The organism is Humibacillus xanthopallidus (assembly GCF_006716675.1).
In the GTDB taxonomy this organism is placed as follows: domain Bacteria; phylum Actinomycetota; class Actinomycetes; order Actinomycetales; family Dermatophilaceae; genus Humibacillus; species Humibacillus xanthopallidus_B.
The window spans coordinates 288,233-312,728 of sequence record NZ_VFPM01000004.1 but is presented as its reverse complement, the minus strand read 5'-3'; the positions used below and the strand labels follow the sequence as shown (position 1 = coordinate 312,728).

The window sequence follows — 24,496 nt, the reverse complement described above, 5'->3', positions numbered from 1 at the left end:
TTCAGGCGGTGACGGACGGGCGGGCGGTGCTCGGGGCGCGCACGGTGAACCGCGCTCGCTGCAGATCGGCGTCGCGAGAGCTGCTGCCGACGAGCAGCTCGAAGTCGCCGGGCTCGACGACGCGCCGACCCGCGGCGTCGACGATGGTGCAGGCAGCCACCGGCAGCTCGACACTCGTCGTGACGGACTCACCGGGAGGCACCTCGACACGCTGAAAGGCCTTGAGCTCCTTGGCTGCCCACGTGACGCTCGTGACGGCGTCAGTCACATACACCTGCACGAGCTCGTATGCCGTCCGGTCGCCCGTGTTGGTCAGCGTGACCGTCGCCGTGACGACGTCGTCAGGTGAGACGTCCGCGGTGTCGAGCGTCAGGTCGGACCACTCGACTGTCGTGTAGGAGAGGCCCTCGCCGAAGACGAACTGGGGTTCCTGCGTCAGATCGGCATACCGGTCGCCGTGCTGGCCGCGCACCTGGTTGTAGTAGGTCGGCTGCTGGCCGACGTGGCGCGGCACCGACACGGGAAGCCGGCCGAAGGGCTCGATGCGGCCGAGGACGAGCTCGGCGACGGCACGGCCACCACGCATACCGGGACTGAAGGCCTCGATGACGGCGGCGGCACGGAGGGCGCTCGGGGGGAGGACGCACGGCTTGGTGTGCAAGAGCACGACGACGGTGGGCGTGCCGGTCTCGACGAGGGCGTCGAGGAGCGCGACCTGCCCGCCCTGCAGGTCGAGGGTCGCAGTCGAGCAGCCTTCTCCCGTCAGGGCCATCGTGTCGCCGAGCACGACGACGGCCACGTCTGCCGCCGATGCGACCGCGACGGCGTCGGCCAGCTGCGCGGGATCGAGCGGGGCCGCCTGCGACACCGCCGGCCGTGGCTGCCCGTCCGGGTAGAGCGGACCCTGGGGGTCCGGCACGAGCACCTCGATCTCGGCGCCGCGGGCATGGGTGACGGTCCAGCCCGACGGCACGACGGCCCGGAAGCCGTCGAGGACCGTCTCGACCGTGTCGCGGGGATGGCCGTCCGGCATCCAGTCGACCTGGCCCGATGCACCCGCCCAGTCGCCGAGGTTGGCTTGGGGGTCGTCGGCGTTGGGGCCGATGACCGCGATGGTCGGCGACGAATCCGCCGTCATGCCAAGGCGTCCCGCGGCGTCGCGAGCAGACCCGGCAGGGAGGAGGGGCAGGGTGCCGTCGTTCGTGAGCAGCACGAGGGAGCGCCGCGCCACCTCGAGGTTGAGGTCGGCGTGCTCGCGGCAGCCGATCACCTGCGCCTGCCGGGCGGGGTCCGGCGGGCGGGCGTCCTCGAAGAGGCCGAGCTCGAACTTCACCCGCAGCACGCGACGCGCGGCGGCGTCGATGGCCGCCTCGTCGAGCATGCCTCGGGCGACGGCCTCCTGCGCTGCCTCGAAGAAGGCGGGCGTCGTCATGACGAGGTCGTTGCCGGCCCGCACCGCGACGGTGGCCGCCTCGACGTCGTCGGCGCAGATCTTCTGCTCCCACACCATGCGGCCGACGTTGTCCCAGTCGGTGACGAGCGTGCCCGTGAAGCCCCACTCGCCCTTGAGCACCTCGTCGAGGAGCCACTGGTTGGCCGTGACCGGCACGCCGTCAATCGACTGGTAGCCGAGCATGAAGGTGCGACAGCCCTCGCGGACGGCCCGCTCGAAGGGCGGCAGGAACCACGAGATCAGCTTGCGCCGGCTGAGGTCGGCCTCGCTCGCGTCACGCCCGCCCTGGGTCTCGGAGTAGCCGGCGAAGTGCTTGGCGCAGGCGAGGATCGCCGTGGGGTCGGTGAGCCCGTCACCCTGGTAGCCGCGGATCATGGCGGCACCGAGCTCGCCGATGAGGTGGGGGTCCTCGCCGAAGGTCTCGCCGACCCGGCCCCAGCGCAGGTCGCGCGTGATGCAGAGCACGGGCGAGAAGGTCCAGTGGATGCCGGTGGCCGACACCTCGAGGGCGGTGACCCGGGCCACGCGCTCGACGAGCTCGGCGTCCCAGGTGCAGGCCATGCCGAGCTGGGTCGGGAAGATCGTCGCGCCCGGCCAGAAGGAGTGTCCGTGGATGCAGTCGTCGGCCGTCAGCAGCGGGATGCCGAGGCGGGTCTGCGCAGCCTGCTCGACGGCCGCGACGAGGGTCTCGGGTGAGGCGTGGAGGATGGAGCCGGCGAGCTTGCCGTGGATGATCTCGCCGAGGTCGCCGCGGGCGTCGAGCTGCAGCATCTGGCCGACCTTCTCGGCCAGAGTCATGCGCCCGAGCAGGTCGTCGAGCCGCTGGTCCACGGTCAGGGTCGGGTCGCGGTAGGGCAGGCCGGTCGGGTCGTCGTCGTCCACGTCTCGACGCTAGTCCACCTAGTCTGAGGCCGTGACCGAGCCCACCGGATCGAAGCCCGGCAACCTCCGTGCCGATCGTCGCACCGTCCAGCCGCTGATCCGGCTGCCCGACGGCACGGTCAAGCAGGTCAACCCCGTGACCGGCACGAAGGTGTGGACGCTGCCCGGTCGCGCAGCCCGGCCCCTCACGGTGTCGCGGCCCGACCCGGCCCCCCTCGACCCGACGATGCACGACCGCTACTGCGCCTTCTGCCCCGGCCGGCTCCTCGAGACGACCCCCGAGATCGCCCGCCTCGTCAGGGACGCCGGCGGCTGGCACGAGATCCGGGGGCTCACCGCCGAGCAGCTCGGCGACACGGTTGCGCAGTTCCGGCTCTTCCCCAACCTCTTCGAGATCCTCACCTACGACTACTGGCACCTCGCCCACGGCTTCGAGCCCACCCCGGAGTCGCAGGCCCACCGGACGGCATACCTCTCGACGCCCGGAGGGCGGGCCCACCTGATGGCTCTGGCTCGCGTGCGCATGCGCGCTCGGGAGACCCCCGGTGCCGACGCCGAGCCGCTCGACGAGCGCGACCTCGAGCGCGAGTCGGTGGGGCTCTTCGCCGGCAACCACCAGGTCGTCGTCGCCAGGCGACACTTCGTCGACGGCGCCCTGGACGACTGGCAGAACGCCGGGTCCGGCACGCTCACTCCCGAGGAACACTGGCAATACACGCGATTCACGATCCAGGCCGTGCACGACCTCTATCGCGGCAACCCACATGCGCGCTACGTGTCGGCGTTCCAGAACTGGCTGCGTCCGGCCGGCGCCTCCTTCGACCACCTGCACAAGCAGCTCGTCGCCATCGACGAGCCCGGCGTCGACCTCGAGCGCGAGACCGACCGGGTCCGGGCCGAGCCCGACCTGTTTGCCCGGTGGGGCTGGCAGTTCGCCGACGAGGAGGGGCTCGTCGTCGCGCGGACCCGCACCGCGGTGGCGTTCGCCGGCGTGGGGCACCAGTACCCGTCGCTGGTCGTGCACACGACGAACACCGAGTGCCGCCCGTGGGAGCTGTCGGACGAGGAGGTGCGTGACTTCTCCGACCTCGTCCACGCGTGCCACGCCGCGATCGGGGTGGACGTGCCGACCAACGAGGAGTGGCACCACGGCCCCCCGCTGCTCGACCTGCCCATCCCGCTGCGCGCGGTCGTCAAGCTGCGGGTCTCGACGCCGGCGGGGTTCGAGGGGGGCACGAAGATCTACGTCAACACGATCGACCCGTGGGCCGTCCACGACCGCACCGTCACCCGCCTGCGCGACCTCGCGGGCCGCGGGCTCGTCTCCGCGCGGATCACCGTCGGCTGATCCGCCGAGCCCGGATCACCGGGGTGGACGTCCGCGCTCCGTCAACGGTCGTCAACGGGAGAAGGACATCGCCTCGGTGATGTCCCCGCGCAGCATGTCGCGCCGGTCGAGCAGGTAGTTCTGGCGCATGAGCCAGGGCGCGGTGTCGCCCTGGTGCGGCAGCTCGTCGCCGGCGCGGCGCACGTAGCCCGAGTCGAGCGGCAGCAGCGGCCGCGCGGCCATCCCCTCCGGCGCCCGCGGCACGGCGATGCGCCACCCGTGGTGCTCCATGTGGGTGAGCAGGCGGCAGAGGTGGCGGCTCGCGAGGTCGGAGCGCAGCGTCCACGAGGCGTTGACGTAGCCGACGCTGATGGCGAGGTTCGGCACGTCGACGAACATCGTGCCGCGATAGACGGTGAGGTCGCGGGTCGCCCGGCGCTCCCCGTCGACGACGATGTCGATGCCCCCGGCGAGCTTGATGCGCAGGCCCGTCGCCGTGACGATGACGTCCGCGTCGAGCTCGCGCCCCGACGCCAGCCGTATGCCGTGTGGCGTGAAGGTCTCGATCGTGTCGGTCACGACGTGGGCCCGACCCGACCGCAGCGCCTCGAAGAGGTCTCCGTCGGGCACGAGGCACAGGCGCTGGTCCCACGGGTCGTAGGTGGGGGTGAAGTGGTCGGCGACCATCGTCGCCGACCCCAGCGAGCGGGTGGCACCCTTCGACAGCAGTGACCTGGCGACCTTCGGCCGGCGGCGCGTCAGCTCGTAGAAGGCCATCGTCGTGAGGACGTTCTTGTAGCGCACGACCGTGCCACCGGCGCCGACGGGCAGGGCCCGCTGCACGATGTCGCGCACGCGGTCCCGTCGGGGGAGCGAGGTGATCCACGTCGGCGTGCGCTGGAGCATCGTCACGTCGGCGCCGCGATCGGCGAGCGCGGGCACGAGCGTGACGGCCGTGGCGCCCGAGCCGATGACGACGACCTTCTGGCCCGCGACGTCGAGGTCGCCGGGCCAGAACTGCGGGTGGACGACGCGCCCCTCGAAGGAGTCACGGCCCGGGAAGTCCGGCTCGTGACCGCGCTCGTAGTCGTAGTAGCCGCTGCAGAGGTAGAGGAACGAGCAGGTCAGCTCGAGACGCTCGGCACCGTGCTCGACCGTGACGGTCCAGCGCGCGTCGGGGGTCGACCACGACGCGCCGACGACCTTGTGGCCGAAGCGGATCCGCTGGTCGATGCCGTACTTGCGTGCCGTCTCGCGCAGGTAGTCGAGGATCTTGCCTCCGTCGGCGATGGCGTCGGGCTCGTTCCAGGGCTCGAAGGGGAAGCCGAGCGTCATCATGTCGGAGTCGGAGCGCACCCCGGGGTAGCGGAAGAGGTCCCAGGTGCCCCCGAGCGAGTCGCGCGACTCAAGGATCGCGTAGGTGCGGTTCGGCGTCATCGTCTGGAGCCGGTAGCCGGCACCGATGCCGGAGAGGCCCGCGCCGACGACGAGGACGTCGAGGTGTTCGGTCACGACGCCATTGTCACCCACTGTGACCCTCGACGCGCCCTCGGCTACCGAGCGGTAACCAGCGGCTACCCTCGAACGCGTGACGACGGCATACCCCCATCTCCTCCAGCCGCTGGACCTCGGCTTCACGACGCTGCGCAACCGCGTGGTCATGGGCTCGATGCACACCGGTCTCGAGGACCGCGCCCGTGACTTCGACCGCCTCGCGACGTACCTCGCCGAGCGCGCCCGCGGCGGGGTGGGGCTCATCGTCACGGGCGGGTTCGCGCCCAACCTCGTCGGGTCGCTCTATCCCGGCGGCTCCGTGCTCGTCTCCGCCAGGCAGGCGCGCCGGCACCGCGTCATGACGAGCGCCGTGCACCGCGAGGGCGGCAAGATCGCCCTGCAGATCCTGCACGCGGGGCGCTATGCCTACCACCCGCTCGCGGTGTCGGCCTCTGCGGAGAAGTCCCCCATCTCGCGCTTCACCCCGCGGGCGCTGTCCGACCGGGCCGTTCGCGGCACCATCGAGGACTACGCGCGGTGCGCCCGGCTCGCCCGCGAGGCCGGCTACGACGGCGTCGAGATCATGGGTTCGGAAGGCTACCTGCTCAACCAGTTCCTCGCCCCCCGCACCAACCACCGCGACGACGACTGGGGCGGCTCCCCCGAGCGCCGCAGGCGGCTGCCCGTCGAGGTCGTGCGCGCCGTGCGCGAGGCCGTGGGCCCGGACTTCATCGTCGTCTACCGCCTCTCCATGCTCGATCTCGTGCCCGACGGGCAGACGTGGCACGAGATCGTCGCGCTCGCCCGGGAGGTCGAGGCTGCCGGGGCGACGATCATCAGCACCGGCATCGGGTGGCACGAGGCGCGGGTGCCGACGATCGTCACGTCGGTGCCCCGCGGAGCCTTCACCCGCGTCACAGCGAAGCTGCGACCCGAGGTGTCGGTGCCGCTCGTCACCTCGAACCGGATCACGATGCCCGACCTCGCCGAGCGGGTCGTTGCAGACGGCAGCGCCGACCTCGTGTCGATGGCGCGGCCGCTCCTCGCCGACCCCGACTGGGTCGCCAAGGCAGCGGGTGACCGCGCCGACGAGATCAACACGTGCATCGCGTGCAACCAGGCCTGCCTCGACCACACCTTCTCGAAGCGGACGGCGACCTGCCTCGTCAACCCGCGCGCCGCGCACGAGACGCTCCTCGTGCTCGCCCCGAGCCGACGCTCCAAGGCGGTCGCCGTCGTCGGCGGCGGCCCCGCCGGGCTCGCAGCCGCCGTGGCGCTCAGCGAGCGCGGCCACCGGGTCGAGCTCTTCGAGGCCGGCGACGACCTCGGCGGGCAGTTCGCGATCGCCCAGCGCATCCCCGGCAAGGAGGACTTCGCCGAGACGATCCGCTACTACCGGCGGCGCCTGGAGCTCGCCGGCGTCAAGGTGCACCTCGGGCGTCGCGCCGGCGTCGACGGCCTCGCCGACTTCGACGAGGTGGTCGTCGCGACCGGAGTGGTGCCGCGCATCCCCGACGTGCCCGGCATCGACCACCCCTCGGTCGTGACGTATGCGGCGGCCGTCCGTGACGGCGCCCCCGTGGGCCGGCGGGTGGCCGTCATGGGCGCCGGCGGCATCGGGGTCGACGTGTCGGAGTGGCTCACCCACGTCGAGTCGCCGCTCACCGTCGAGCAGTGGATGGCCGAGTGGGGCGTCGGCGCGCCGGATGCCTCTCGCGGCGGACTCGTCGCGCCGCACCCCTCCCCCTCCCCGCGCGACGTGCACCTGCTCCAGCGCAAGGCGACTCCGATCGGCAAGGGCCTGGGCAAGACGACGGGATGGGTGCATCGGGCCTCGTTGAAGGCCAAGGGAGTTCACCACCACGTCGGCGTCAACTACGAGCGCATCGACGATGCCGGGCTGCACATCACCCACGGCCCCGACCACACGGACCCGGAGGTCATCGCGGTCGACACCATCGTGCTGTGCACCGGACAGGAGTCGGTCAACGACCTCGGTCCGGCGCTCGCCGAGCGCGGCATCCCCATCCACGTCATCGGCGGCGCCGACGTCGCCGCCGAGCTCGACGCGAAGCGCGCCATCCGCCAGGCCACCGAGCTCGCCGCCACGATCTAGCAGCACCCCGCCCCGGCCCCGGCCCCTCCCAGTCGAGTGCCCAGTTTCCGACGCCGAGAAGTGAGCACTCGACCTCCCCCGCACGTCGAGTGCCCAGTTTCCGACGCCGAGAAGTGAGCACTAGACCCTCCCCGAACGTCGAGTGCCCAGTTTCCGACGTCGAGAAGTGGGCACTCGACCCTCCCCGCACGTCGAGTGCCCAGTTTCCGACGCCGAGAAGTGAGCACTCGACCTCTGCGCAAGTCGAGTGCCCAGTTTCCGACGTCGAGAAGTGGGCACTCGACTGGTTGCTGGGTGCGGGCGGGCTCAGCGGCCCTTGATGTGCGCGTGGATGAGGCGAGCGGCCTCGCCGGCGCCGTCCTCGGCACGCACCTGCTCGCCCAGCCGGTATGCCGCCTCGCGGGCTCCCCGGGACAGGGCCACGTCGAGCGCCCGCTCGAGGCGCGCAGGCGTCAGGTCCTTGCGCGCGATCGGCTCGGCCGCGACACCGAGGTCGGCCATCCGCCGGCCCCAGTAGGGCTGGTCGGCGGCATGTGGCACGACGACCTGCGGCACGCCTGCCCGCAGGGCCGCCGCCGTGGTGCCCGCCCCGCCGTGGTGCACGACTGCAGCGCACCGGGGGAAGAGCGCCTCGTGGCTGGTCGCGCCCACGCCGATGACCTGCGGCCCTCCGGACGCTCCGTCGCCCGACCCTCGCGGGACCGCGAGTCCGGCGAGGCCCTCGCTGAGCACGCCGCGCGCGCTGAGACGCCTCAGCACGCCGGCCACGTCGCGCGCCACCCCGACCGGGTCCGGGGTGGGCATCGACCCGAAGCCGACGTAGACGGGCGGCGGCCCCGCCGCGAGGAAGCGCTCCAGCTGCGGCTCGAGGTCACCACGGTCGTCTGCCCGGGGGTTGCCGACGGCGTCGACCCAGTAGCCCGTCTGGCGCAGGGCCGGCGGCCAGTCGGGGGCAGGCGGCACGATGCTCGGGCTTGCTCCGAGCAGCGTGGGCGTGCTCCGGGCAGCGGCCACGTAGCCGCGAAACGTATTGCGCGGCAAGCCTCGTCGTCGACGGATGAGGTCGCCCGGCGGCCGGAACAGGTCGAGGGCGACCCGGCCGGCGAGCATGCTCCACGCGAGGTTCAGCCGGGACTCGGCGTGTGGCCGCAGGGCGAGCGCCACGGACGGGCCGTGGGCACTCGGCCACACCGGCGCGAAGACGGCATAGACGTGCGGCTTCGCCGACCGTCCGTCGACCGAGAGCAGGGCGTGGACGGCATCGAACGTCAGGGCGCCCGACACGACGGCGTCGGCCCGCGCCACGAGTCGCTCGAGGTCCGCTGCCAGCGCCTCCGCCGTCTGCGCGACGACCTGACGCATGAGCCGCGCCTCGCGCACCTGGGTCGTCGCCGAGCCCTGCAGCCCTTCGCGACCGAGTCCGGTGCGCAGCGGCCCCTCGAGGTCGAACGACAACGGCTCGAAGCGCACTCCGTGACCCTCCACGAGCGGGCGGAAGTCTGCGGCGGCGGCGAGCGAGACGGCATACCCCAACTGCTCGAGACGCGGGGCGAGCGCGAGGAGCGGCTGCACGTCGCCGCGCGAGCCCATCCCGACGAGCAGGACGCGCACGTCAGTCCTCGGCGAGCAGCTCACGCACCCGCGGCACGACCTCCTCGGCATAGAGCCGGATGCACTCCATCCGCTGGGCGTGCGGCAGGGTGCCGAAGGAGTACTTGAGCTGGAAGCGAGAGAGGCCGAGCGCCCTTGTCGTGTCGGCGATCTTGGCCGCGACCGTCTCGGGTGAGCCGCAGTAGACCGCGCCGTCGGGGCCGAGCTGCAGCGCCGCCTGCTCCTTGGACATCGGGGCCCAGCGCCGCTCGCGTCCGAGCTTGTTCATGTAGGGCAGGAAGTGCGGCAGGAACTCCTCGCGCGCCTGCTCGTCGCTCGGGGCGATGTAGCCCGGCGAGTGGACTCCCAGCGGCAGCTCTGGCTTGCCCATCTCGGACAGCGCTCGGCGGTAGAGGTCGGCGAGCGGGACGAACTGCCGTGCCGAGCCGCCGATGATGGCGATGACGACGGGGAAGCCGTAATGGGCCGCCCGCACGACCGACTGCGGCGTGCCTCCGACGCCGACCCACACGCGCAGGTGGCCCGACTCGGTCGAGGGCATGATGCGCTCGGCGTGCACGGGCGGGCGGATCGAGCCCTGCCAGCTCACCGGCTCCTCCGCGACGACGGCGGCGAGCAGGTCGAGCTTCTCCTCGAAGAGCAACTCGTAGTCGGAGAGGTCGAGCCCGAAGAGCGGGAACGACTCGATGAACGACCCTCTGCCGACAGTGATCTCGGCGCGCCCGTGACTCAGTGCGTCGACCGTCGAGAAGCGTTGGAAGACCCTGATCGGGTCGTCGCTGCTCAGCACCGTCACCGACGTGCCGAGCCGGATGCGTTCGGTGCGCGTGGCGAGCCCGGCGAGGAGAACGTCCGGCGCGCTGACCGCGTAGTCGTCGCGGTGGTGCTCCCCGACGCCGAAGAAGTCGAGGCCGAGACGGTCGGCGAGCTCACCCTCGGCGAGCACCTCACGGATGACGACGGCCGGGTGCAGGGGCGTGCCGTCGGCGTCGAGGGCGATGTCGCCGAAGGTGTCGAGACCGAGTTCGAGGCTCATGGCTCCATCGTAGGTTTGCCGCCGACGGGCCACGCGCGCCGTGCCGTGGGGTCCCAGCGCCGCACGGACTCGATGGCCCCGTCGAGCGGTCGGGTGCGCCCGAGCACGGCGAGCGCCTCACCGACCTGGCGCGAGCCCAGACCGCGAGCCAGGGTCACGTGCGGCGTCCACCGACCCGGCCGCACGACGTCGGGCACGTCGGGCGCCGCAGACATCGCCCGGGCGACGGTGGCGTGCAGGCCCAGCAGGTCGTCGGTCGGCACGACGAGGTGGGCCAGCACGAAGCGGCGAGACCCCATGACGATGAGCGGCCCGAGGCGCACCGGCACGGGCAGCAGGGGAGCGAGCTCTCGGGCGATCCGGCTCTCGACGAAGTCAGGGACCCCGCTCGCGACCGACAGCGTGACGTGAGGAGCGTTCGTCACGCCCTGGTGGGCCGCCTGGCTCGGGAGTCCGGCCGCAGCGAGCGCCGTCCACTCCTGCCTCACCGCCGCGTCTGTTGCGGCATCGAGCAACGCTTCGACGGAGTGGAGCGACACGGTCAGGCGACCTCGGCCGGCGCCCGGCCCGCGAGGTCCAGGTGCTCGGAGACAAACGCGCGGACGGAGGCCTCGTGCTCGCTCCAGCAGCCGTCACCCACGGCAACGACGAGAGTCGGCAGGTCGAGGCCGGCGACGATCTCGAGCTCCATCTCGCGACGTCTGCGCATGAACTCGACGTAGCCCTCGAATCCTTCGAGCCCACAACGCAGTCCGAGGCCCTGCGTGGTGTGGTAGGCGATGACGCTCTCGAGCCACTCCGCTGGACGCTCGGTGGCTGCTCGCTCGAGGGTGGGCGCCGGATCGCCGGCATCGAGGTAGACGAGGGCGGGCCGGTGCGAGCGCACGGTCTCGACCAGTTGGGTCACGTGACGGGCCAGCACGTCGACCGTCTCGTCTGCCCGTGCGACGAGGGCACAGCCGGGGTTCTGGAGGAGCACGCACTCCCACACCTGGACCGGTCCGGGGACCGTCTCGCCGAAACGGCGCCAGCTCTCGACGAGCACCCGGGAGTGCAGCCCGGCAGGCACGTCACCGTCGTAGGCATCGTGAACGCGCAGCAGCTCGACGAGACCGGCCGGGAGCGACGGGTGGAGGGGGTGGCGCACGAGCCACACGTCGCCGTGGCGCTCGGCCGCGCCGTCCAGGGCCTCGACGAACTCCGTCGATCCAGCTGCGATGGCATCCAGGTCGGCAGCCGTCAGCACCGCCACCTCCTCGAAGTCGACGGGGTGGTCGACCCGGCCCTCGGCGAAGTGCTCCACCGCGACGCCCCGGCCGCCGAGCCACTGCGCGAGGCCGTGCGCGGTCGTGCTCTTGCCCGACCCGGGCAGCCCCTCGACCATGACGATGCCGCTCACGCGCGGGGGTCCAGCCTGCCGAGGATGCCGGCGAGCGAGGCGCGCTCGTCCTCGCTCAGCACCCCGAAGAACTCGGCGGCCCCCTCGCGACGGGCCTTGTCGACGTCAGCCAGCACGGCGGTGCCGACATCGGTGAGCGACACGGTCATGGCCCGGCGGTCGGCGGGGTCGGGAGCCCGCTCGACGAGTCCCCGCGCCTCGAGGCGGTCGACGACATCGGTCGCCGACCGGGGCGCGATGCGCAGGTGGTCGGCAACGACCCCGAGTCGGGTGGGGCCGTGGTGGCCGATGACGCGCAGCGCCCGCGCGTCGTGCGGCGAGAGGTCCGGGCCGAGCCCGCCCGCCCACGTGCGCCGCAAGGCTCGGGCGGCGCCCATGAGCAGCTCGTCGAGGGAGGTCTCGTCAGGAGACGTCGCGTCGACGGGCGGGTCGTCGGCGGGGCGCATGGGAGCAGCATACGACCTGGTTTGCCTTGCTGCCTCATAGTGAGGTAACCTCAGCATCGTGAATCGGAGAACATAGATGGAGTGATTCCGTGAACGACACCACCAGCCCCGTACAGCCCGCCGGACAGCGCGGCGCCCAGGGCGGCCACGGCGGCCGCTTCGGGCGCGCTCCCGAGAAGATCGACCCCGCCGACCGCGAGCAGCTCGCCGAGTCACCCGTGCCGATGCGCCGGGTCCTCGCGCTCTTCAGCCCCCACCGGCGGCAGGTCGCCGCCGTCACGGCGATCATCGTCGCCATCTCGGTCATCTCGATGGCCTCGCCCTTCCTCCTGCGGGCCGTCATCGACGACGCGCTGCCCCACCAGGACGTCAGCCTCCTCCTCTGGGCCGTCGGCGGCATGCTCGCCGTCACCCTCGTCACGCAGCTGCTCGGCGTCGTGCAGACCTGGCTGACGACGGGCGTCGGCGAGCGGGTCATGCACGGGCTGCGCACCGACGTCTTCGCGCACCTGCAGCGGCAGTCGATCGCCTTCTTCACCCGCACCCGCAGCGGCGAGGTGCAGTCGCGCCTCACCCACGACATCAGCGGCATGCAGGCCGTCATCACCTCGACCGCCACGTCGATCGCGAGCAACGTGACGACGGCCGTCGCGACCGCGATCGCCATGATCGCCCTCAGCCCCCAGCTCTCCCTCCTGTCGCTGCTCGTCATCCCCCCGGCGGTGTGGATGACCCGTCGGGTCGCGCTGCTCCGCCGCGACATCACCGCCCGCCGGCAGCGCCGCCTCGCCGACCTGCACAGCCAGGTCGAGGAGACCCTGACCGTCAGCGGCATGACGCTGGTCAAGACGCTCGGCGCCGCCGAGACGACCGCGCGCCGCTTCACCGACACCTCGACCGACCTCGTCGACCTCGAGATGCGCTCGCAGCTCGCGGGTCGCTGGCGCATGGCGACGATGCAGATCATCTTCGCCGCCATCCCTGCCCTCATCTACCTCGCCGCAGGCTTCCCCGCGACCTCGGGCGGCATGACGATCGGCACGCTCATCGCCTTCACGACGCTCCAGGCGGGCATCTTCCGTCCGCTCATGGGCCTGCTCAACGTCGGCGCCCAGTGGATCAGCTCGATGGCGCTCTTCAGCCGGATCTTCGGCTACCTCGACCTGCCCGTCGAGATCGCTCCCCCAGCCGACCCGGTCCGCATCGACCACGACACCCTCCGCGGTGACGTCCGCTTCGAGGCCGTGCGCTTCGCCCACGACCCGACGAGCCGGTATGCCGTCGACGACGTCTCGCTGACCGTGTCCGCGGGCACGACGCTGGCTCTCGTCGGAGAGACGGGCTCGGGCAAGACGACCCTCGCCGGCCTCGTCGCCCGCCTGCACGACCCGACGTCGGGCCGGGTCACCATCGACGGCATCGACCTGCGCGACCTCGACCCCGCCGACCTCGCCCGCATCGTCGGGGTGGTCAGCCAGGACACGCACCTCGTGCACGCCTCGATCCGCGACAACCTCCTGCTCGCCGCTCCCGACGCGAGCGACGTCGACCTGTGGCGCGCGCTCGAGGCCGCCCAGGTGTCGGCCCTCGTCGCCGCCCTCCCCGACCAGCTCGACACGGTCGTCGGCGCACGTGGTCACCGCTTCTCCGGTGGTGAGCGTCAGCGTCTCGCCATCGCCCGCACGCTGCTGCGCAACCCCCGCGTGCTCGTGCTCGACGAGGCCACGAGCGCCCTCGACAACGAGACCGAGCGCGACCTGCAGGCCGCTCTCGAACGGCTCATGAAGGGCCGGACGACGATCACCATCGCGCACCGGCTGTCGACCGTGCGCCCCGCCGAGCAGATCGCGGTGCTCGACCACGGCCACGTCGCCGAGCTCGGCGACCACGACGCCCTGCTGGCGCAGGACGGGCGCTACGCCCGCCTCGTGGCGGCTCGCGGGGGCGCGGAGACGGAGCCGGAGCCGGCACTCGCCGCCTGAGTCCTGACGGTCACTCCACGACGGTGCGCGCCCACTGGTAGTGGCCGCCGTCCTCGAACCTCGACCAGGTGTCGAACTCCGTGACCCGGCCCACCGCCGAGAGCAGCCGACGGAGCTCCTCGTCGTTGCGGCTGCGGAAGTAGCGGCCGTCCGGGTCGGTCCACTCGCAGCTCTCGTCAGCACCCCAGAGCCCGACCTCGAGCACTCCACCTGGTCGGATCACGCGGCGCAGCTCGCTGAGCGCGACCGCCAGGCCGTCGCCCGGCAGGTGCATGAGGGTGCTCATCGACCAGCCGGCGTCGAACTCGTCGGTGTCATAGGGCAGCTCGGTCGCCGAGCCGACGACGGCGTCGAGGCCGAGGCCACGACACAGCTCCACGGCGGCTGTCGACAGGTCGAGGCCGCGGTAGGCCAGCCCCGACGCTGCGAGGACCTTGCCGTCGCGCCCCGCCCCGCAACCGATCTCCACGACCGAGGTCAGTCCCGCCTCGTGACAGTGCTGCACGAAAGCGGCGAGCCGGCTCTCACGCTCGGCGCCGAGCGGGCGCTCGGCCCGCTGCGCCATCTCCTCGTCGTAGTACGCCCGCAGCCGCTGCTCGATGCTCGCCATCCGCGCACCCTAGGACGCCAGCCGCCTCCGGGCCACTTCCGCCGTCGCCCAGGGGCGGGCGAAGGGAGCGGCGGCCGCATACCTTGGTCGGTTGTCGGCACTCGGCGGCGCTGTGGCACCGTGGGGTCGTGGACGTGCGCGACGAGCAGCCCCCTCCGACGCCGCCGGCCCGGCGGCCCATGCGAGAGCCCGCCCACCGGGTGTCGACCCGTGCCATCGGGATGTGGACCGTCGAGGCGCTCACCGTGGTGCTGGTGCTGCTCGGCGGGCAGGTCATCTGGTGGTTCGTCGACGACCGGCCCTCGCGCTCCGCCCACTGGATCGTCGGCGCCGTCTGGCTCGTGCTCTCCATCGCGTACGTCGTCGTCATGCCGCGCTGGCGATTCCGGGTGCACCGCTGGGAGGCGACCGAGCACGCCATCTACACCCAGTCGGGATGGCTACGGCAGGAGCGACGGATCGCCCCGCTCAGCCGCGTTCAGACGATCGACCTCGAGCGTGGTCCGGTCTCGCAGCTCTTCACGCTCGCCTCGGTCACGGTGACGACGGCGTCTGCCGCCGGCCCCCTCACCATCCACGGCCTCGACCTGCCGGTGGCCCGTGAGCTCGTCGAGGCGCTGACGACGTCGGCGGTGCGCGAGCGGGGTGACGCCACGTGAGCGAGTGGCGCCGCCTCAACGCGAGGATGCTGCTCGTCCACCCCATCGAGACCCTCGTGCGGCTGCTACCCGCCGTGCTCGTCGTCCTCATCGCCCGCTCGGGGTCCGACAACGACGCGCGCTGGGAGCTCATCGCCCTGCCCGTCATCGTCGCCTGGGGGGTGCTGCGCTGGGTGACGACGCGCTACCGGATCATCGACGGCCAGATCGAGCTGCAGCGAGGGCTGCTCAACAAGCAGACGACGACGGCCCGGCTCGACAAGGTGCGCACCGTGGACCTCACTGCCAGGCTGCACCACCGCATCCTCGGCCTCGCGAAGGTCGAGATCTCGACCGGTGGCGGTCAGCGCGACCGCCTCGTGCTCGACTCGCTCCTGCTCGACGAGGGACGTCGCCTTCGCGCCGAGCTGCTGCACCGGGCCGACCCCGAGGTCACGTCCATGCCCGCGCCGACCGGGACGCCCATCGACCTCGACGAGCTCGCGTCCGGCGTCGAGACCGCGCCGGCCAGCGACGAGGAGGTGCTGCTGCGGCTGGACCCGTCCTGGATCCGCTACGCGCCGCTCACGACCACCGGGCTCGCCACTGCCGCGGCGGGACTCGGCTTCCTCACCCAGGGCTTCAGCCGGCTCGGCGACACGAGCGAGCTCATCGTCGAGCGGGCCCGGTGGGTGCGCGACCTCGACTGGTGGGTCGACGCCGTCCTCGTCCTCGTCCTCATCTGCAGCCTGGCGGTGTCCGCCTACGTGCTGACGTTCTGGGGCTTCCGGCTGACGCGCAACCGGCTCGGCAGCCTGCACACCCGCCGGGGCCTGCTGACGACCCGCGAGACGAGCATCGACCCGGCTCGCATCCGCGGCATCCAGATCGACGAGCCGCTCGGGTTGCGCCTCGCCGGTGCCCGGCGCCTCAAGGTCGTCACCACCGGGCTCCTCAAGGAGCAGGGCGGGTCCGACTGGCTCTGCCCGCCGGCTCCGGCCGCGGCGGTCACCGCCCTGTCCCGTGAGATCACACCCGACGACGCCGCCGTCTCGGGCGAGCTCCGGGCCCACGGTCCGGCGGCACGACGCCGACGTGTCACCCGCGCCGTCGTGCCGGTGCTCGTCGTCCTCGCGCTCCTCGTCGTCGCCCGGACGGTGTGGGGCTGGAGCGCAGCGCTGCTCGGCATCGCGCCGGCGCTCCTCGTGACGTCGGTCGCCCTGGGCATCGACCGTTACCGCTCCCTCGGGCACGTCGTGACCCCAAGGCATCTCGTGACGAGACACGGCTCGCTCGACCGGCAACGTGTCGTGCTGGACCGCGACGGCATCATCGGGTGGAAGGTCGAGCAGTCGTTCTTCCAGCGGCGCGCCGCCATCGCGACGCTCGTCGCGACGACCGCAGCCGGTCGCCAGCACTATGACGTCGTCGACGTGCCGATCGAGGAGGCCTACGCCGTGCTCGCCGAGGTCAGCCCGGAGCTCGCCGGCCAGTTCCGTTGAGCGACAAGGCATCCAGTCACGACGCCCGTGCCTCGAGGAGTCGCGCGATCGAGGTGTAGCCCTTGGCGCGGGCGTGCTGGAGGGCGGTCACTCCGTCCTTGTCGGCAATGGTCCGGTCGGCACCTGCCGCCAGGAGGATGCGGACGATCTCCTCGTGGGCCGGCCCACCGTCGCCGAGGATGACCGCCTCGAGCAGGGCGGTCCACCCCAGGTCGTTGACGTGGTTGACGTCGATGCCGGTGCCCACGACCCGCCGCACGTAGCCGACGTGTCCGCGCTCGCTGGCCGGGATGACCGAGATGCCGCCGTAGCGGTTGCGGATCGTGAGGTCCGGCCCGGCCGGGAGGAGCGCCTCGAGCATCGCCACGCTGCCGGTGACCCCGGTGACGAGCCAGGGGGTGTCGTGCCGGTCGTCGAGCGCGTCGGGGTCGGCGCCCATCGCGACGAGCACCCGTGCAGCGTCGACGTGGTCGCCGGCGACAGCGAGGAGCAGTGCCGTGCGCCTGCGGTCGTCACGGGCCTCGAGGTCGGCGCCGGCCCGCAGCGCACCCGCCACGGCATCGGCGTCACCCCGCGCCGCCGCGGCGAGCAGCGCGGCGTCGGGGTCGGCCGGGGGTCTGGACGTCGTTGCCTTCACGAGAACTCCTTCGAGTCGGTCATGGCCGCGCTCGCGGGCCATCTGCAGTGGGGTGAGGCCCTCGTCGCGAGACGTGCGGGTGAGCTCCACACCACCCGCGACGAGGACGCGGACGGTGTCGACGTAGGTCGTCGAATCGCGGCCGAGCCAGACCGCCTCGTGGATCGCCTGGTAGCCGATCCGGTTGACGTGGTCGCGGTCGATGCCCGCCCGGAGCAGCTCCCCCACGATGAGGGAGTGACCACGCTCGGCCGCCCGGATGAGCCCGGTGCCGTTCCAGCTGTCCTTGTCGTCGACGCGGGCGCCGTGGGCGAGCGCCAGCCGGAGCAGGTCGAGCCGGCCCTCGCTCGTCGCGACGAGGTATGCCGACTGCTGGGTGTCGTCCTTGGCGTTGACGTTCGCGCCGCGGGCCACCAGAGCCCGCGCGCGCGCCAGGTCGTCCTTCCACGCCGCGTCCCGCAGGGCGGCGTCCAGCCGGGCCTGCTCGGCCGCCGTCGGCTTCGCCGGCTTCGTCGTCTCCACCGTCGAGCTCACCCTCCCCGCCGTCTTCTCGTCGAGTGGCCCCGTCGTCACACCCGACGTCGTGGCAGGGGTGGCCGGAGGGGTCACCCTGGTGGCGGGGCCGATCGAGGTGCAGGCGGCGAGGACGGTCGCCACGGCGAGCCCAGCGGCCGCCACGACCGTGGAGCTCCTCCCGCTGCCCCGTCGCATGGTCCTCATCGTGCCAGCGGGTCGGTGACGACCTCGTACGGGCCGGAGGCGACCGGCTCGTCGAACTTGCTGTCGACGAAGAGCGTCCGACCGCGGAGCACCTTGGCCGTCGTCAGCACGCGCGTCGGGTCGGTGGCGACCTCGGACACGAGCCGCGCAGCGCGGCCGTCGGCCGTGAGCTCGAGCGTCGCGAGCACCCGGGCGACGTTGCGCACGACGGTCAGGCGCGCGCCCCGCCGCACGAGACCGTCGGCGTCGGTCAGTGCCGCCCCGCCCGTCTCCACGCGGGTCGCGGAGCCGCTCGCGAGGTCGAAGCGCCACAGGATGCCGGCGTTCCCCTGGGCGACGACGAGCGCGGAGCGGTCGGCGCTGACGACGACGCCCCCGAGGTTGAAGCCGGCTCGCTGCTCGATGGTCCCGGTCGCGTCCGCCCACCGCGCGACGTCCCACTCGGCGCCGTCGAGAGCCACGCGGAAGACCTGGGGTGAGTTCGAGTTGGTGAAGTAGGCGGCGCCGTCCGGCCCGATGGCGACGTCGTTGAGGAAGACGTTGTCGCCCGGGGCCCGCAGGGCGGCCAGCAGGCGCCCGTCCGGCGCGTAGACCCAGAGGTCGGGGCGGCCGGTGCCGATCCCGTTCGGTCCGCCGGCGACATAGACCCGCCCGGCGGCGTCCGTCGTGATGCCGCGAGCGGTGTAGCGCCCGTCGGTCCCGTCGCCCGCGAGCCACTGCTCGGCCTCCGTGGCACCGGCCGACCCGCGGTGGATCTCGCCACCTGTCACCTCGCTGACGTAGAAGAGTCCGCGGCGCTCGTCGGCGCCGATCCCCTCGAACTTCGAGCCGCCGGCGTCGCCGGACAGCAGGTAGGTGCCCGGTCGGCCGGGGCCGGACGGGTCGGCCTGCGCGGGTGAGGCCGCGAGCAGGGGTGCGACGGCGAGGGCGAGGACGGCGGCGAGGCTGCGCTTCATGGTGGGGTCTCCGGGGGTGAGGTCGGGGCTGGTCGGTGCGGTTCCCACCAGCGTCGCTGCTCGAGCCCACCCGCCGCGTCGGGCGACCGGCCACACCGGAGTAGCCGATCGGATGATGCCCACCGCCCCGTCGCCTGCCTAGGCTGCCGTCATGGAGGAGGGCATCCTCGCGCCCGTGGCGCGACTCGACCGATGGCTCGACGCCGTCCTCCTCGTGCTCCTGCTCACCTGCTCGGTGCGCTACCTCCTGCGCCACGACCTCGACACCGCAGGGCTGCTCGTGCTCACCGGCGCCGTGGTGCTCGGCGCCGCCTACCTCACGAGGCGGCTCGTCGCCGACCGGCCACCGTGGCCCGTCGTGTGGGTCGCCGTCGTCGTCGTGCTCTGGGTCGCGCTGACCCTCGTCGCACCCTCCTTCGCCTGGACGGCGGTGCCTGTGGCCTTCGCCGTCCTCCAGGTGCTCCCGTTCCCGTATGCGGTGAGCGTCGTCGTCGTCATGACCGCAGTCGTCAGCGTGGCGTGGAGTCGCATCACCGCCGACCTCGATCCGACGGTCTTCGTCGGTCCGGTGGGCATCGCCCTCGTGACCGTCCTGTCCTACCGCGCCCTCGAACGTGAAGCCCGTACGCGCCAGACGCTCCTCGAGGAGCTGACGGACGCCCAAGCGGATCTCGCTGCGGCACAACGACGCTCGGGAGCACTGGCAGAGCGGACCCGTCTGTCCCGCGAGATCCACGACTCGGTCGGGCAGGGACTGTCGAGCATCAATTTGCTGCTCAACGCTGCCGAGCAGGACTGGGAGAGCAGGCCGGCCAGCGCCAGGGAACACGTCGCCGCCGCGGGCGTCACGGCGCGAGAGGGGCTCGACGAGGTCCGTCGCGTCGTGCGTGACCTCGCACCCGCGGGGCTCGACGACGCCGCGGGAGGTGCCTCCCCCGAGGCGCTGCCCGAGGCCCTGCGCCGCATCGCCGAGCGTTCCGCGCACGACGTGGACGTGCGGGTGCGGGTGCACGGCGACCCGGTCGCCGTGCCGTCGACGGTGGCCGGCGCCCTCGTGCGCTCGACTCGTGGCGCTCTCGCCAACGTCGTCGAGCACTCCGGTGCGAGCCGGGTCGTCGTCAGCCTCACCTACCACCCGGACGAGGTGCTGCTCGACGTGCGCGACGACGGGCGCGGGTTCGACCCCGCCCGAGCGGCAGCAGACGGCGACCGGGGGCGGGGCCTCGACGGCATACGGCACCGGGCGGCGGACCTCGGCGGGCGCGCGGACGTGGAGAGCCGCGCCGGGGAGGGCACGACGGTGTCTGTCCGCTTCCCCCTCGTGGCTGCCGGCGACCGGCAGCCGGCGACGGACGTCCGGCGACATGACTGACACACCAACCGGGCAGCCCGTGAGAGTCGTCCTCGTCGACGACCATCCCGTCGTGCGGGCGGGGTTGCGGGCCCTCCTGGGTGGTCAGGACGACCTCGCCGTCGTCGGCGAGGCGGGCGACCTCGACACCGCCGAGCGGGTCGTGCGAGCCGAGCACCCGCACGTCGTGCTCATGGACCTCAGCCTCGGGGACGGGCCCGGGGGCGCGGAGACCACCGCACGCCTGCTGGCCCTGCCAGACCCGCCGCACGTCCTCGTCCTCACGACGTACGACACCGAGGCCGACATCCTGCGCGCCCTCGAAGCGGGCGCGGTCGGCTACCTGCTCAAGGATGCCCCGCCGGAGCAGCTCTTCGCCGGCATCCGGGCGACCGCCCGCGGCGAGACGGTGCTCGCCGCCTCCGTCGCCGCCCGGCTCGTGCGCCGCGCATCCTCACCGGGCCCGGTCGTGACGGAGCGCGAGGTGGAGGTGCTCGAGCTGCTCGCCCGGGGGTTGGGCAACCGCGAGATGGCACGCGAGCTCTTCGTGTCGGAGGCGACGGTGAAGTCCCACCTGTCGCACGTCTACGCCAAGCTCGGCGTCGACACGCGGGCCGGAGCCGTGGCCGCAGCGATCGAGCGCCGGATCATCCGCTCGGGCGGCTGAAGCGCGGGACAGCCGGTCAGCCGGACGGGCGGTCGGCGGGCCTGGCCGCCGACTCGCGGAGCACGAGCTCGGTCGCGAGCTCGACGTGGTGGGAGTCGATCGACTCGCCGTCGATGAGCCGCAAGGCCGTTCGCACGGCGACACCGCCCATCTCGGTGAGTGGCTGGCGGACCGTGGTGAGGGGTGGCGACGACATGCGGGCGAGCTGGGTGTCGTCGAAACCGACGACGCTGAGGTCCTCCGGCACTCGCAGTCCACGCGCGCGGGCCGCCTCCATGACACCCACGGCGATCTCGTCGGACGCCGCGAAGATCGCCGTCGGAGGCACCGGAAGATCGAGGAGGGCCGCCCCACCCTCGACGCCGTCGGCATACATGAAGTGACCGGAGCGGATGTACTCGGCAGGCACGGTGACGCCCGCCCGCTCGAGCGCGGCACGGAAGCCGCCCATCCGCGCCTGGTTGCACGCCGCACCGAGGTGGCCGCCGAGGAAGGCGATGCGCCGGTGCCCGAGGTCGAGCAGGTGCTGGGCGGCGGAGAGCCCGCCGACGAAGTTCGTCGACCCGACGCTCGTGACGTCGGCGTTCGGCAGCTCGAGAGGGTCGATGACGACGAGGTGCACGCCCGCCCGTGAGAGGGCGGCGAGCTGCTCGTCCGACATGATGCTCGTGACGGCGATGAGCGCCCGGACCCCCGAGTCGGCGAGGTCGCGGGCCCAGTCATCCGGCGAGCCCTCGACCGGCGGCGCCCCGGTGGGTCGGCGCGTCACGATGACGTGGGTGCCCGTGGGCGCAGCGGCGTCGACGACCCCCTGGACGATCTCGGCGGAGTAGGCGTGCAGGTCGCCCTCGAACGCGAGCTCGATGGCGGGTCGCACGTCGCGGCGCCGGGCAGCCGCCCCCCGGGGGCGGTAGCCGATGCGGTCGAGCAGGTCCTGCACGCGCTCACGCGTCTCGGGTGCCACGTCGGTGCGTCCGTTGACGACCTTCGACACCGTCGCCACCGACACCCCGGCCGAGGACGCCACCTCGGCCAGGGTGGTGCGGGGGCGTGTGCGCGCGCTCGAACCAGCCATGACAGACCTATCCGCTGACGCGCTCTGCGGGGCCGACGTGCACGGGTGTGTCGAGGACCCGGTCCACGCCGACGACGCGGGTCTCGCCGGTGAGGCGCAGGACGGCTCGGCACGGCAGGTGGCCTGCGGAGGCGCCGACCAGGACGTGGACGTCGCCGGGCTCGACGATGCGGTGCAGGTCACGGCCGGTGTATGCCGTCCGGTCGGCGTGCACGGTGAAGCTCACACGGCGAGACTCTAGGGGCTCGAGCGATACGCGCGCGAAACCGACCAGCTGGAGGACGGGCCTCGTCACCTGCGCCACGACGTCGCGCAGGTAGAGCTGCACGACCTCGTCACCGGCGCGGTCACCGGTGTTCGTCACCCGCGCGGAGACGGTGACCTCCCCGTCCGTCGCGATCTCGGTCGCGCTCAGCTCCAGGCCGTCGATCGCGAACTGCGTGTAGGACGAACCGAATCCGAAGGGGAAGAGCGGCGTGACATCGAGCGTCGTGATGCCGTCGTTGCCCACGCCGAGTCGCGGCTGGAGGTAGGTGCTGGGCTGGGCGCCGGGGTGGCGCGGGATCTGAACAGGCAGGTGCCCGGACGGCTGGACGCGTCCCGAGAGCACCCCGGCGATCGCCGACCCGCCCTCCTCGCCCGGCATGAAGGCTTGCACGAGACCGGCGGCGCGGCCCGCGATCTCGCCGAGCGCATACGGCCGCCCGGAGACCACGACGACGACGACGGGGGTGCCGGTGGCCAGCAGCTCGGCGACGAGGTCGCCCTGCACGCCGGGCAGCGTGAGGTCAGCGGCATCGCAACCCTCGCCCGAGGTGCCGTGGCCGAAGAGTCCGGCGAGGTCGCCGACGGCGACGACGCAGACGTCCGCCTGCCGGGCGGCCTCGACCGCCTCGGCGAAGCCCGAACGGTCATCGCCCCGTGTGTCGCAACCCCGGGCGTGCACGAGCCGCGCGTCGGGCAGCTCGGCAGCCAGCGCGTCGGCGAGGCTGGGCACCTCGATGCCGAGACCGCGCGAGGGGTAGCGCGGGAGGACGTGGTTGGGGAAGGCGTAGCACCCCATGAAGGTGCGGGGATCGCTCGCCGCGGGGCCGACGACCGCCACCGTCGCGGGTGCGGGCCGACCCTCCCCCATGAGCGGCAGGGCGGTGCCGGCGTCGAGCAGGACCACACTGCGCTCGGCCATCTCGCGAGCGAGGGCGCGGTTCTCCGCGGAGTCGAGGTGCACCTGCTCCGCCCGGGTCACCGACCCCTCGGGAGTCCAGTCCGGGTCGAGCAGACCGAGCTCGATCTTCTGCCGGAGCACGCGGCGGGCCGCGCGGTCCACGACCGCCTCCTCCAGCTCACCGCTCGCGACGCGGTCGACGAGGTGCTGGCTGAAGCCGAGGGTGTCGGGCAGCTCGACGTCGATGCCCGCCTCCAGCGCGAGCACGCCCGCGTCGTCCATGTCGGCGGCGACCCCGTGCATCGAGGTGAGGAAGGGCACCGCCCAGTAGTCGGAGACGACCGTGCCCTCGAAACCCCAGGTGTCGCGCAGGATCTCGGTGAGCAGCCACGGGTCCGCCCCGGCGGGCACGCCGTCGATGTCGGAGTAGGAGTTCATCACCGCCCCGACCCGGCCCAGGCGGACCGCCATCTCGAAGGGCGGCAGCATGATGTCGATGAGCTCGCGGCGACCCATCGGGACAGGGCCGTGGTTGCGTGCAGCGCGCGATGCCGAGTAGCCCGCGAAGTGCTTGAGGGTGGCGATGACGCCCGCACCCTGCAGGCCCCGCACGTATGCCGTGCCCAGCATCGACACGAGGTAGGGGTCCTCGCCCATGGTCTCCTCCACCCGGCCCCACCGGTAGTCCCGCACGACGTCGAGCACGGGCGAGAGACCCTGGTGGATCCCGAGCGCCGCCATGTCGCGGCCGATGGCGGCCGCCATCCGCTCGACGAGGTCGGGGTCGAAGGTGGCTCCCCAGGCGATGGCGGCCGGGTAGACGGTCGCACCGAAGGCGGTGAAGCCGGTGAGGCACTCCTCGTGGACGATCGCCGGAATGCCGAGGCGGGAGGCGTTGGTGACGACCCGCTGCTGCTTCATGACCTCGGCGGCGCCGCCGGCAGGCGTGATCGGGACGCTGCCGTAGACGCGGGTGAGGTGACCGAGCCCGTGGGCTGCGGCGTCCTCGAGCGCGATGGTGCCGGAGGCGGCGAAGACGTCCTGCATGGGCGCGACGTTGAGCACCTCGTCGGGGTCGAGCGCGTCACCGGCGTCGGAGCCCGGCCCGGCGGGGGCGTCGGGGGCGGCGGCGGCGGCGGTGTCGGCGTCGGCCGTCATGTCGTTGAGCGCCCAGCGACTGCCGAGCTGACCGACCTTCTCGGCGAGGGTGAGCCGGGCGAGCAGGTCGTCGACGCGCTCGTCAGGACTGCGCTCCGGGTCGCGCCAGACCTCGTTCGGGACGAGGATGGGGCGGGCGGCGTCGTCCTCGAGAGGGCGCGTCTCGACCATGGTGAGCTCCTTTGCTAGGACAGTGGTATCGAAAGTTTTCGACACGTCTCTGAGTGGTCTTCGCGGGATTGCGTGCCCGTTTGAGCACAAAAACCCGCTT

Annotated in this window: 19 protein-coding genes; 7 read left to right on the top strand and 12 right to left on the bottom strand. The window is 72.6% G+C overall.

Features of this window, described 5'->3' with window-relative positions; translation table 11 throughout:
- Position 1: 1 nt before the first annotated feature.
- Entirely contained in the window at positions 2–2,335 is a 2,334-nt protein-coding gene (locus tag FBY41_RS20925; RefSeq protein ID WP_260439956.1) for an exo-beta-d-1,3/1,6-glucosidase, read from the bottom strand.
- Positions 2,336–2,366: 31 nt separating this feature from the next.
- Here FBY41_RS20925 and FBY41_RS20920 point away from each other — a divergent pair, with 31 nt between their 5' ends.
- The gene (locus FBY41_RS20920) at positions 2,367–3,683 is read left to right on the top strand and encodes a DUF4921 family protein (protein ID WP_141846808.1); all 1,317 of its coding nucleotides are present in this window, start codon (positions 2,367–2,369) and stop codon (positions 3,681–3,683) included.
- Positions 3,684–3,734: 51 nt separating this feature from the next.
- On the opposite strand, the gene FBY41_RS20915 is transcribed toward FBY41_RS20920, so the two are convergent.
- Positions 3,735–5,174 (bottom strand): flavin-containing monooxygenase, encoded by a 1,440-nt coding sequence (locus tag FBY41_RS20915; protein ID WP_185749190.1) that lies wholly within the window; start codon positions 5,172–5,174, stop codon positions 3,735–3,737.
- 76 nt (positions 5,175–5,250) lie between these two features.
- Here FBY41_RS20915 and FBY41_RS20910 point away from each other — a divergent pair, with 76 nt between their 5' ends.
- Positions 5,251–7,272: an NADPH-dependent 2,4-dienoyl-CoA reductase gene (locus FBY41_RS20910; RefSeq protein WP_141846804.1), complete on the top strand. Its 2,022-nt coding sequence runs from the start codon at positions 5,251–5,253 to the stop codon at positions 7,270–7,272.
- A 306-nt stretch (positions 7,273–7,578) separates the two neighbouring features.
- On the opposite strand, the gene FBY41_RS20905 is transcribed toward FBY41_RS20910, so the two are convergent.
- Genes FBY41_RS20905 through FBY41_RS20885 form a run of 5 tightly spaced genes read right to left on the bottom strand, consistent with a single transcriptional unit; the run spans position 7,579 to position 11,764 of the window.
- Positions 7,579–8,883 carry a glycosyltransferase gene (locus tag FBY41_RS20905; RefSeq protein ID WP_185749189.1) on the bottom strand — a complete coding sequence of 435 codons (1,305 nt, stop codon included), beginning with the start codon at positions 8,881–8,883 and terminating at the stop codon, positions 7,579–7,581.
- Position 8,884: 1 nt separating this feature from the next.
- On the bottom strand, positions 8,885–9,919 hold the full coding sequence (locus FBY41_RS20900) for an LLM class flavin-dependent oxidoreductase (RefSeq protein ID WP_141846800.1): 1,035 nt from the start codon (positions 9,917–9,919) through the stop codon (positions 8,885–8,887).
- On the bottom strand, positions 9,916–10,458 hold the full coding sequence (locus FBY41_RS20895) for a 2'-5' RNA ligase family protein (RefSeq protein ID WP_185749188.1): 543 nt from the start codon (positions 10,456–10,458) through the stop codon (positions 9,916–9,918). Before FBY41_RS20895 ends, FBY41_RS20900 begins: the two co-directional genes overlap by 4 nt.
- 2 nt (positions 10,459–10,460) lie before the next feature.
- Positions 10,461–11,318 (bottom strand): hypothetical protein, encoded by an 858-nt coding sequence (locus tag FBY41_RS20890; RefSeq protein WP_141846796.1) that lies wholly within the window; start codon positions 11,316–11,318, stop codon positions 10,461–10,463.
- Positions 11,315–11,764 (bottom strand): MarR family winged helix-turn-helix transcriptional regulator, encoded by a 450-nt coding sequence (locus FBY41_RS20885; RefSeq protein ID WP_141846794.1) that lies wholly within the window; start codon positions 11,762–11,764, stop codon positions 11,315–11,317. Before FBY41_RS20885 ends, FBY41_RS20890 begins: the two co-directional genes overlap by 4 nt.
- 89 nt (positions 11,765–11,853) lie before the next feature.
- Here FBY41_RS20885 and FBY41_RS20880 point away from each other — a divergent pair, with 89 nt between their 5' ends.
- Positions 11,854–13,746: an ABC transporter ATP-binding protein gene (locus FBY41_RS20880; RefSeq protein WP_141846792.1), complete on the top strand. Its 1,893-nt coding sequence runs from the start codon at positions 11,854–11,856 to the stop codon at positions 13,744–13,746.
- A gap of 10 nt (positions 13,747–13,756) precedes the next feature.
- Here FBY41_RS20880 and FBY41_RS20875 read toward each other — a convergent pair whose 3' ends face one another.
- Positions 13,757–14,356, bottom strand: a complete 600-nt coding sequence (locus FBY41_RS20875; protein ID WP_141846790.1) for a class I SAM-dependent methyltransferase — start codon at positions 14,354–14,356, stop codon at positions 13,757–13,759.
- A gap of 128 nt (positions 14,357–14,484) precedes the next feature.
- Between FBY41_RS20875 and FBY41_RS20870 the strand changes: the two genes are divergently transcribed.
- Positions 14,485–15,015, top strand: coding sequence for a PH domain-containing protein (locus tag FBY41_RS20870; RefSeq protein ID WP_260439955.1), 531 nt, complete (start codon positions 14,485–14,487; stop codon positions 15,013–15,015).
- A complete protein-coding gene (locus FBY41_RS20865) occupies positions 15,012–16,496 on the top strand; it encodes a PH domain-containing protein (RefSeq protein ID WP_260439954.1) in 1,485 nt (494 codons plus the stop codon). Before FBY41_RS20870 ends, FBY41_RS20865 begins: the two co-directional genes overlap by 4 nt.
- A gap of 16 nt (positions 16,497–16,512) precedes the next feature.
- Here FBY41_RS20865 and FBY41_RS20860 read toward each other — a convergent pair whose 3' ends face one another.
- Both FBY41_RS20860 and FBY41_RS20855 read right to left on the bottom strand, forming a co-directional pair.
- Positions 16,513–17,844, bottom strand: coding sequence for an ankyrin repeat domain-containing protein (locus tag FBY41_RS20860; protein ID WP_260439953.1), 1,332 nt, complete (start codon positions 17,842–17,844; stop codon positions 16,513–16,515).
- 5 nt (positions 17,845–17,849) lie between these two features.
- Positions 17,850–18,857: an SMP-30/gluconolactonase/LRE family protein gene (locus FBY41_RS20855; RefSeq protein WP_260439952.1), complete on the bottom strand. Its 1,008-nt coding sequence runs from the start codon at positions 18,855–18,857 to the stop codon at positions 17,850–17,852.
- A gap of 103 nt (positions 18,858–18,960) precedes the next feature.
- Between FBY41_RS20855 and FBY41_RS20850 the strand changes: the two genes are divergently transcribed.
- Positions 18,961–20,181, top strand: a complete 1,221-nt coding sequence (locus FBY41_RS20850; protein ID WP_141846788.1) for a sensor histidine kinase — start codon at positions 18,961–18,963, stop codon at positions 20,179–20,181.
- On the top strand, positions 20,174–20,827 hold the full coding sequence (locus tag FBY41_RS20845; RefSeq protein WP_141846786.1) for a response regulator: 654 nt from the start codon (positions 20,174–20,176) through the stop codon (positions 20,825–20,827). The genes FBY41_RS20850 and FBY41_RS20845 overlap by 8 nt, the downstream gene beginning before the upstream one ends.
- Before the next feature lie 16 nt (positions 20,828–20,843).
- Here FBY41_RS20845 and FBY41_RS20840 read toward each other — a convergent pair whose 3' ends face one another.
- Positions 20,844–21,902, bottom strand: coding sequence for a LacI family DNA-binding transcriptional regulator (locus tag FBY41_RS20840; protein ID WP_141846784.1), 1,059 nt, complete (start codon positions 21,900–21,902; stop codon positions 20,844–20,846).
- A 7-nt stretch (positions 21,903–21,909) separates the two neighbouring features.
- Entirely contained in the window at positions 21,910–24,396 is a 2,487-nt protein-coding gene (locus FBY41_RS20835; RefSeq protein WP_141846782.1) for a glycoside hydrolase family 3 N-terminal domain-containing protein, read from the bottom strand.
- Between the last annotated feature and the right edge of the window lie 100 nt (positions 24,397–24,496).

Coding starts and splice junctions, on each gene's coding strand:
- FBY41_RS20835 (WP_141846782.1), bottom strand. CDS start 24,396: ATGGTCGAGACGCGCCCTCTCGAGGACGACGCCGCCCGCCCCATCCTC.
- FBY41_RS20860 (WP_260439953.1), bottom strand. CDS start 17,844: ATGCGACGGGGCAGCGGGAGGAGCTCCACGGTCGTGGCGGCCGCTGGG.
- FBY41_RS20850 (WP_141846788.1), top strand. CDS start 18,961: ATGGAGGAGGGCATCCTCGCGCCCGTGGCGCGACTCGACCGATGGCTC.
- FBY41_RS20845 (WP_141846786.1), top strand. CDS start 20,174: ATGACTGACACACCAACCGGGCAGCCCGTGAGAGTCGTCCTCGTCGAC.
- FBY41_RS20875 (WP_141846790.1), bottom strand. CDS start 14,356: ATGGCGAGCATCGAGCAGCGGCTGCGGGCGTACTACGACGAGGAGATG.
- FBY41_RS20900 (WP_141846800.1), bottom strand. CDS start 9,919: ATGAGCCTCGAACTCGGTCTCGACACCTTCGGCGACATCGCCCTCGAC.
- FBY41_RS20840 (WP_141846784.1), bottom strand. CDS start 21,902: ATGGCTGGTTCGAGCGCGCGCACACGCCCCCGCACCACCCTGGCCGAG.
- FBY41_RS20885 (WP_141846794.1), bottom strand. CDS start 11,764: ATGCGCCCCGCCGACGACCCGCCCGTCGACGCGACGTCTCCTGACGAG.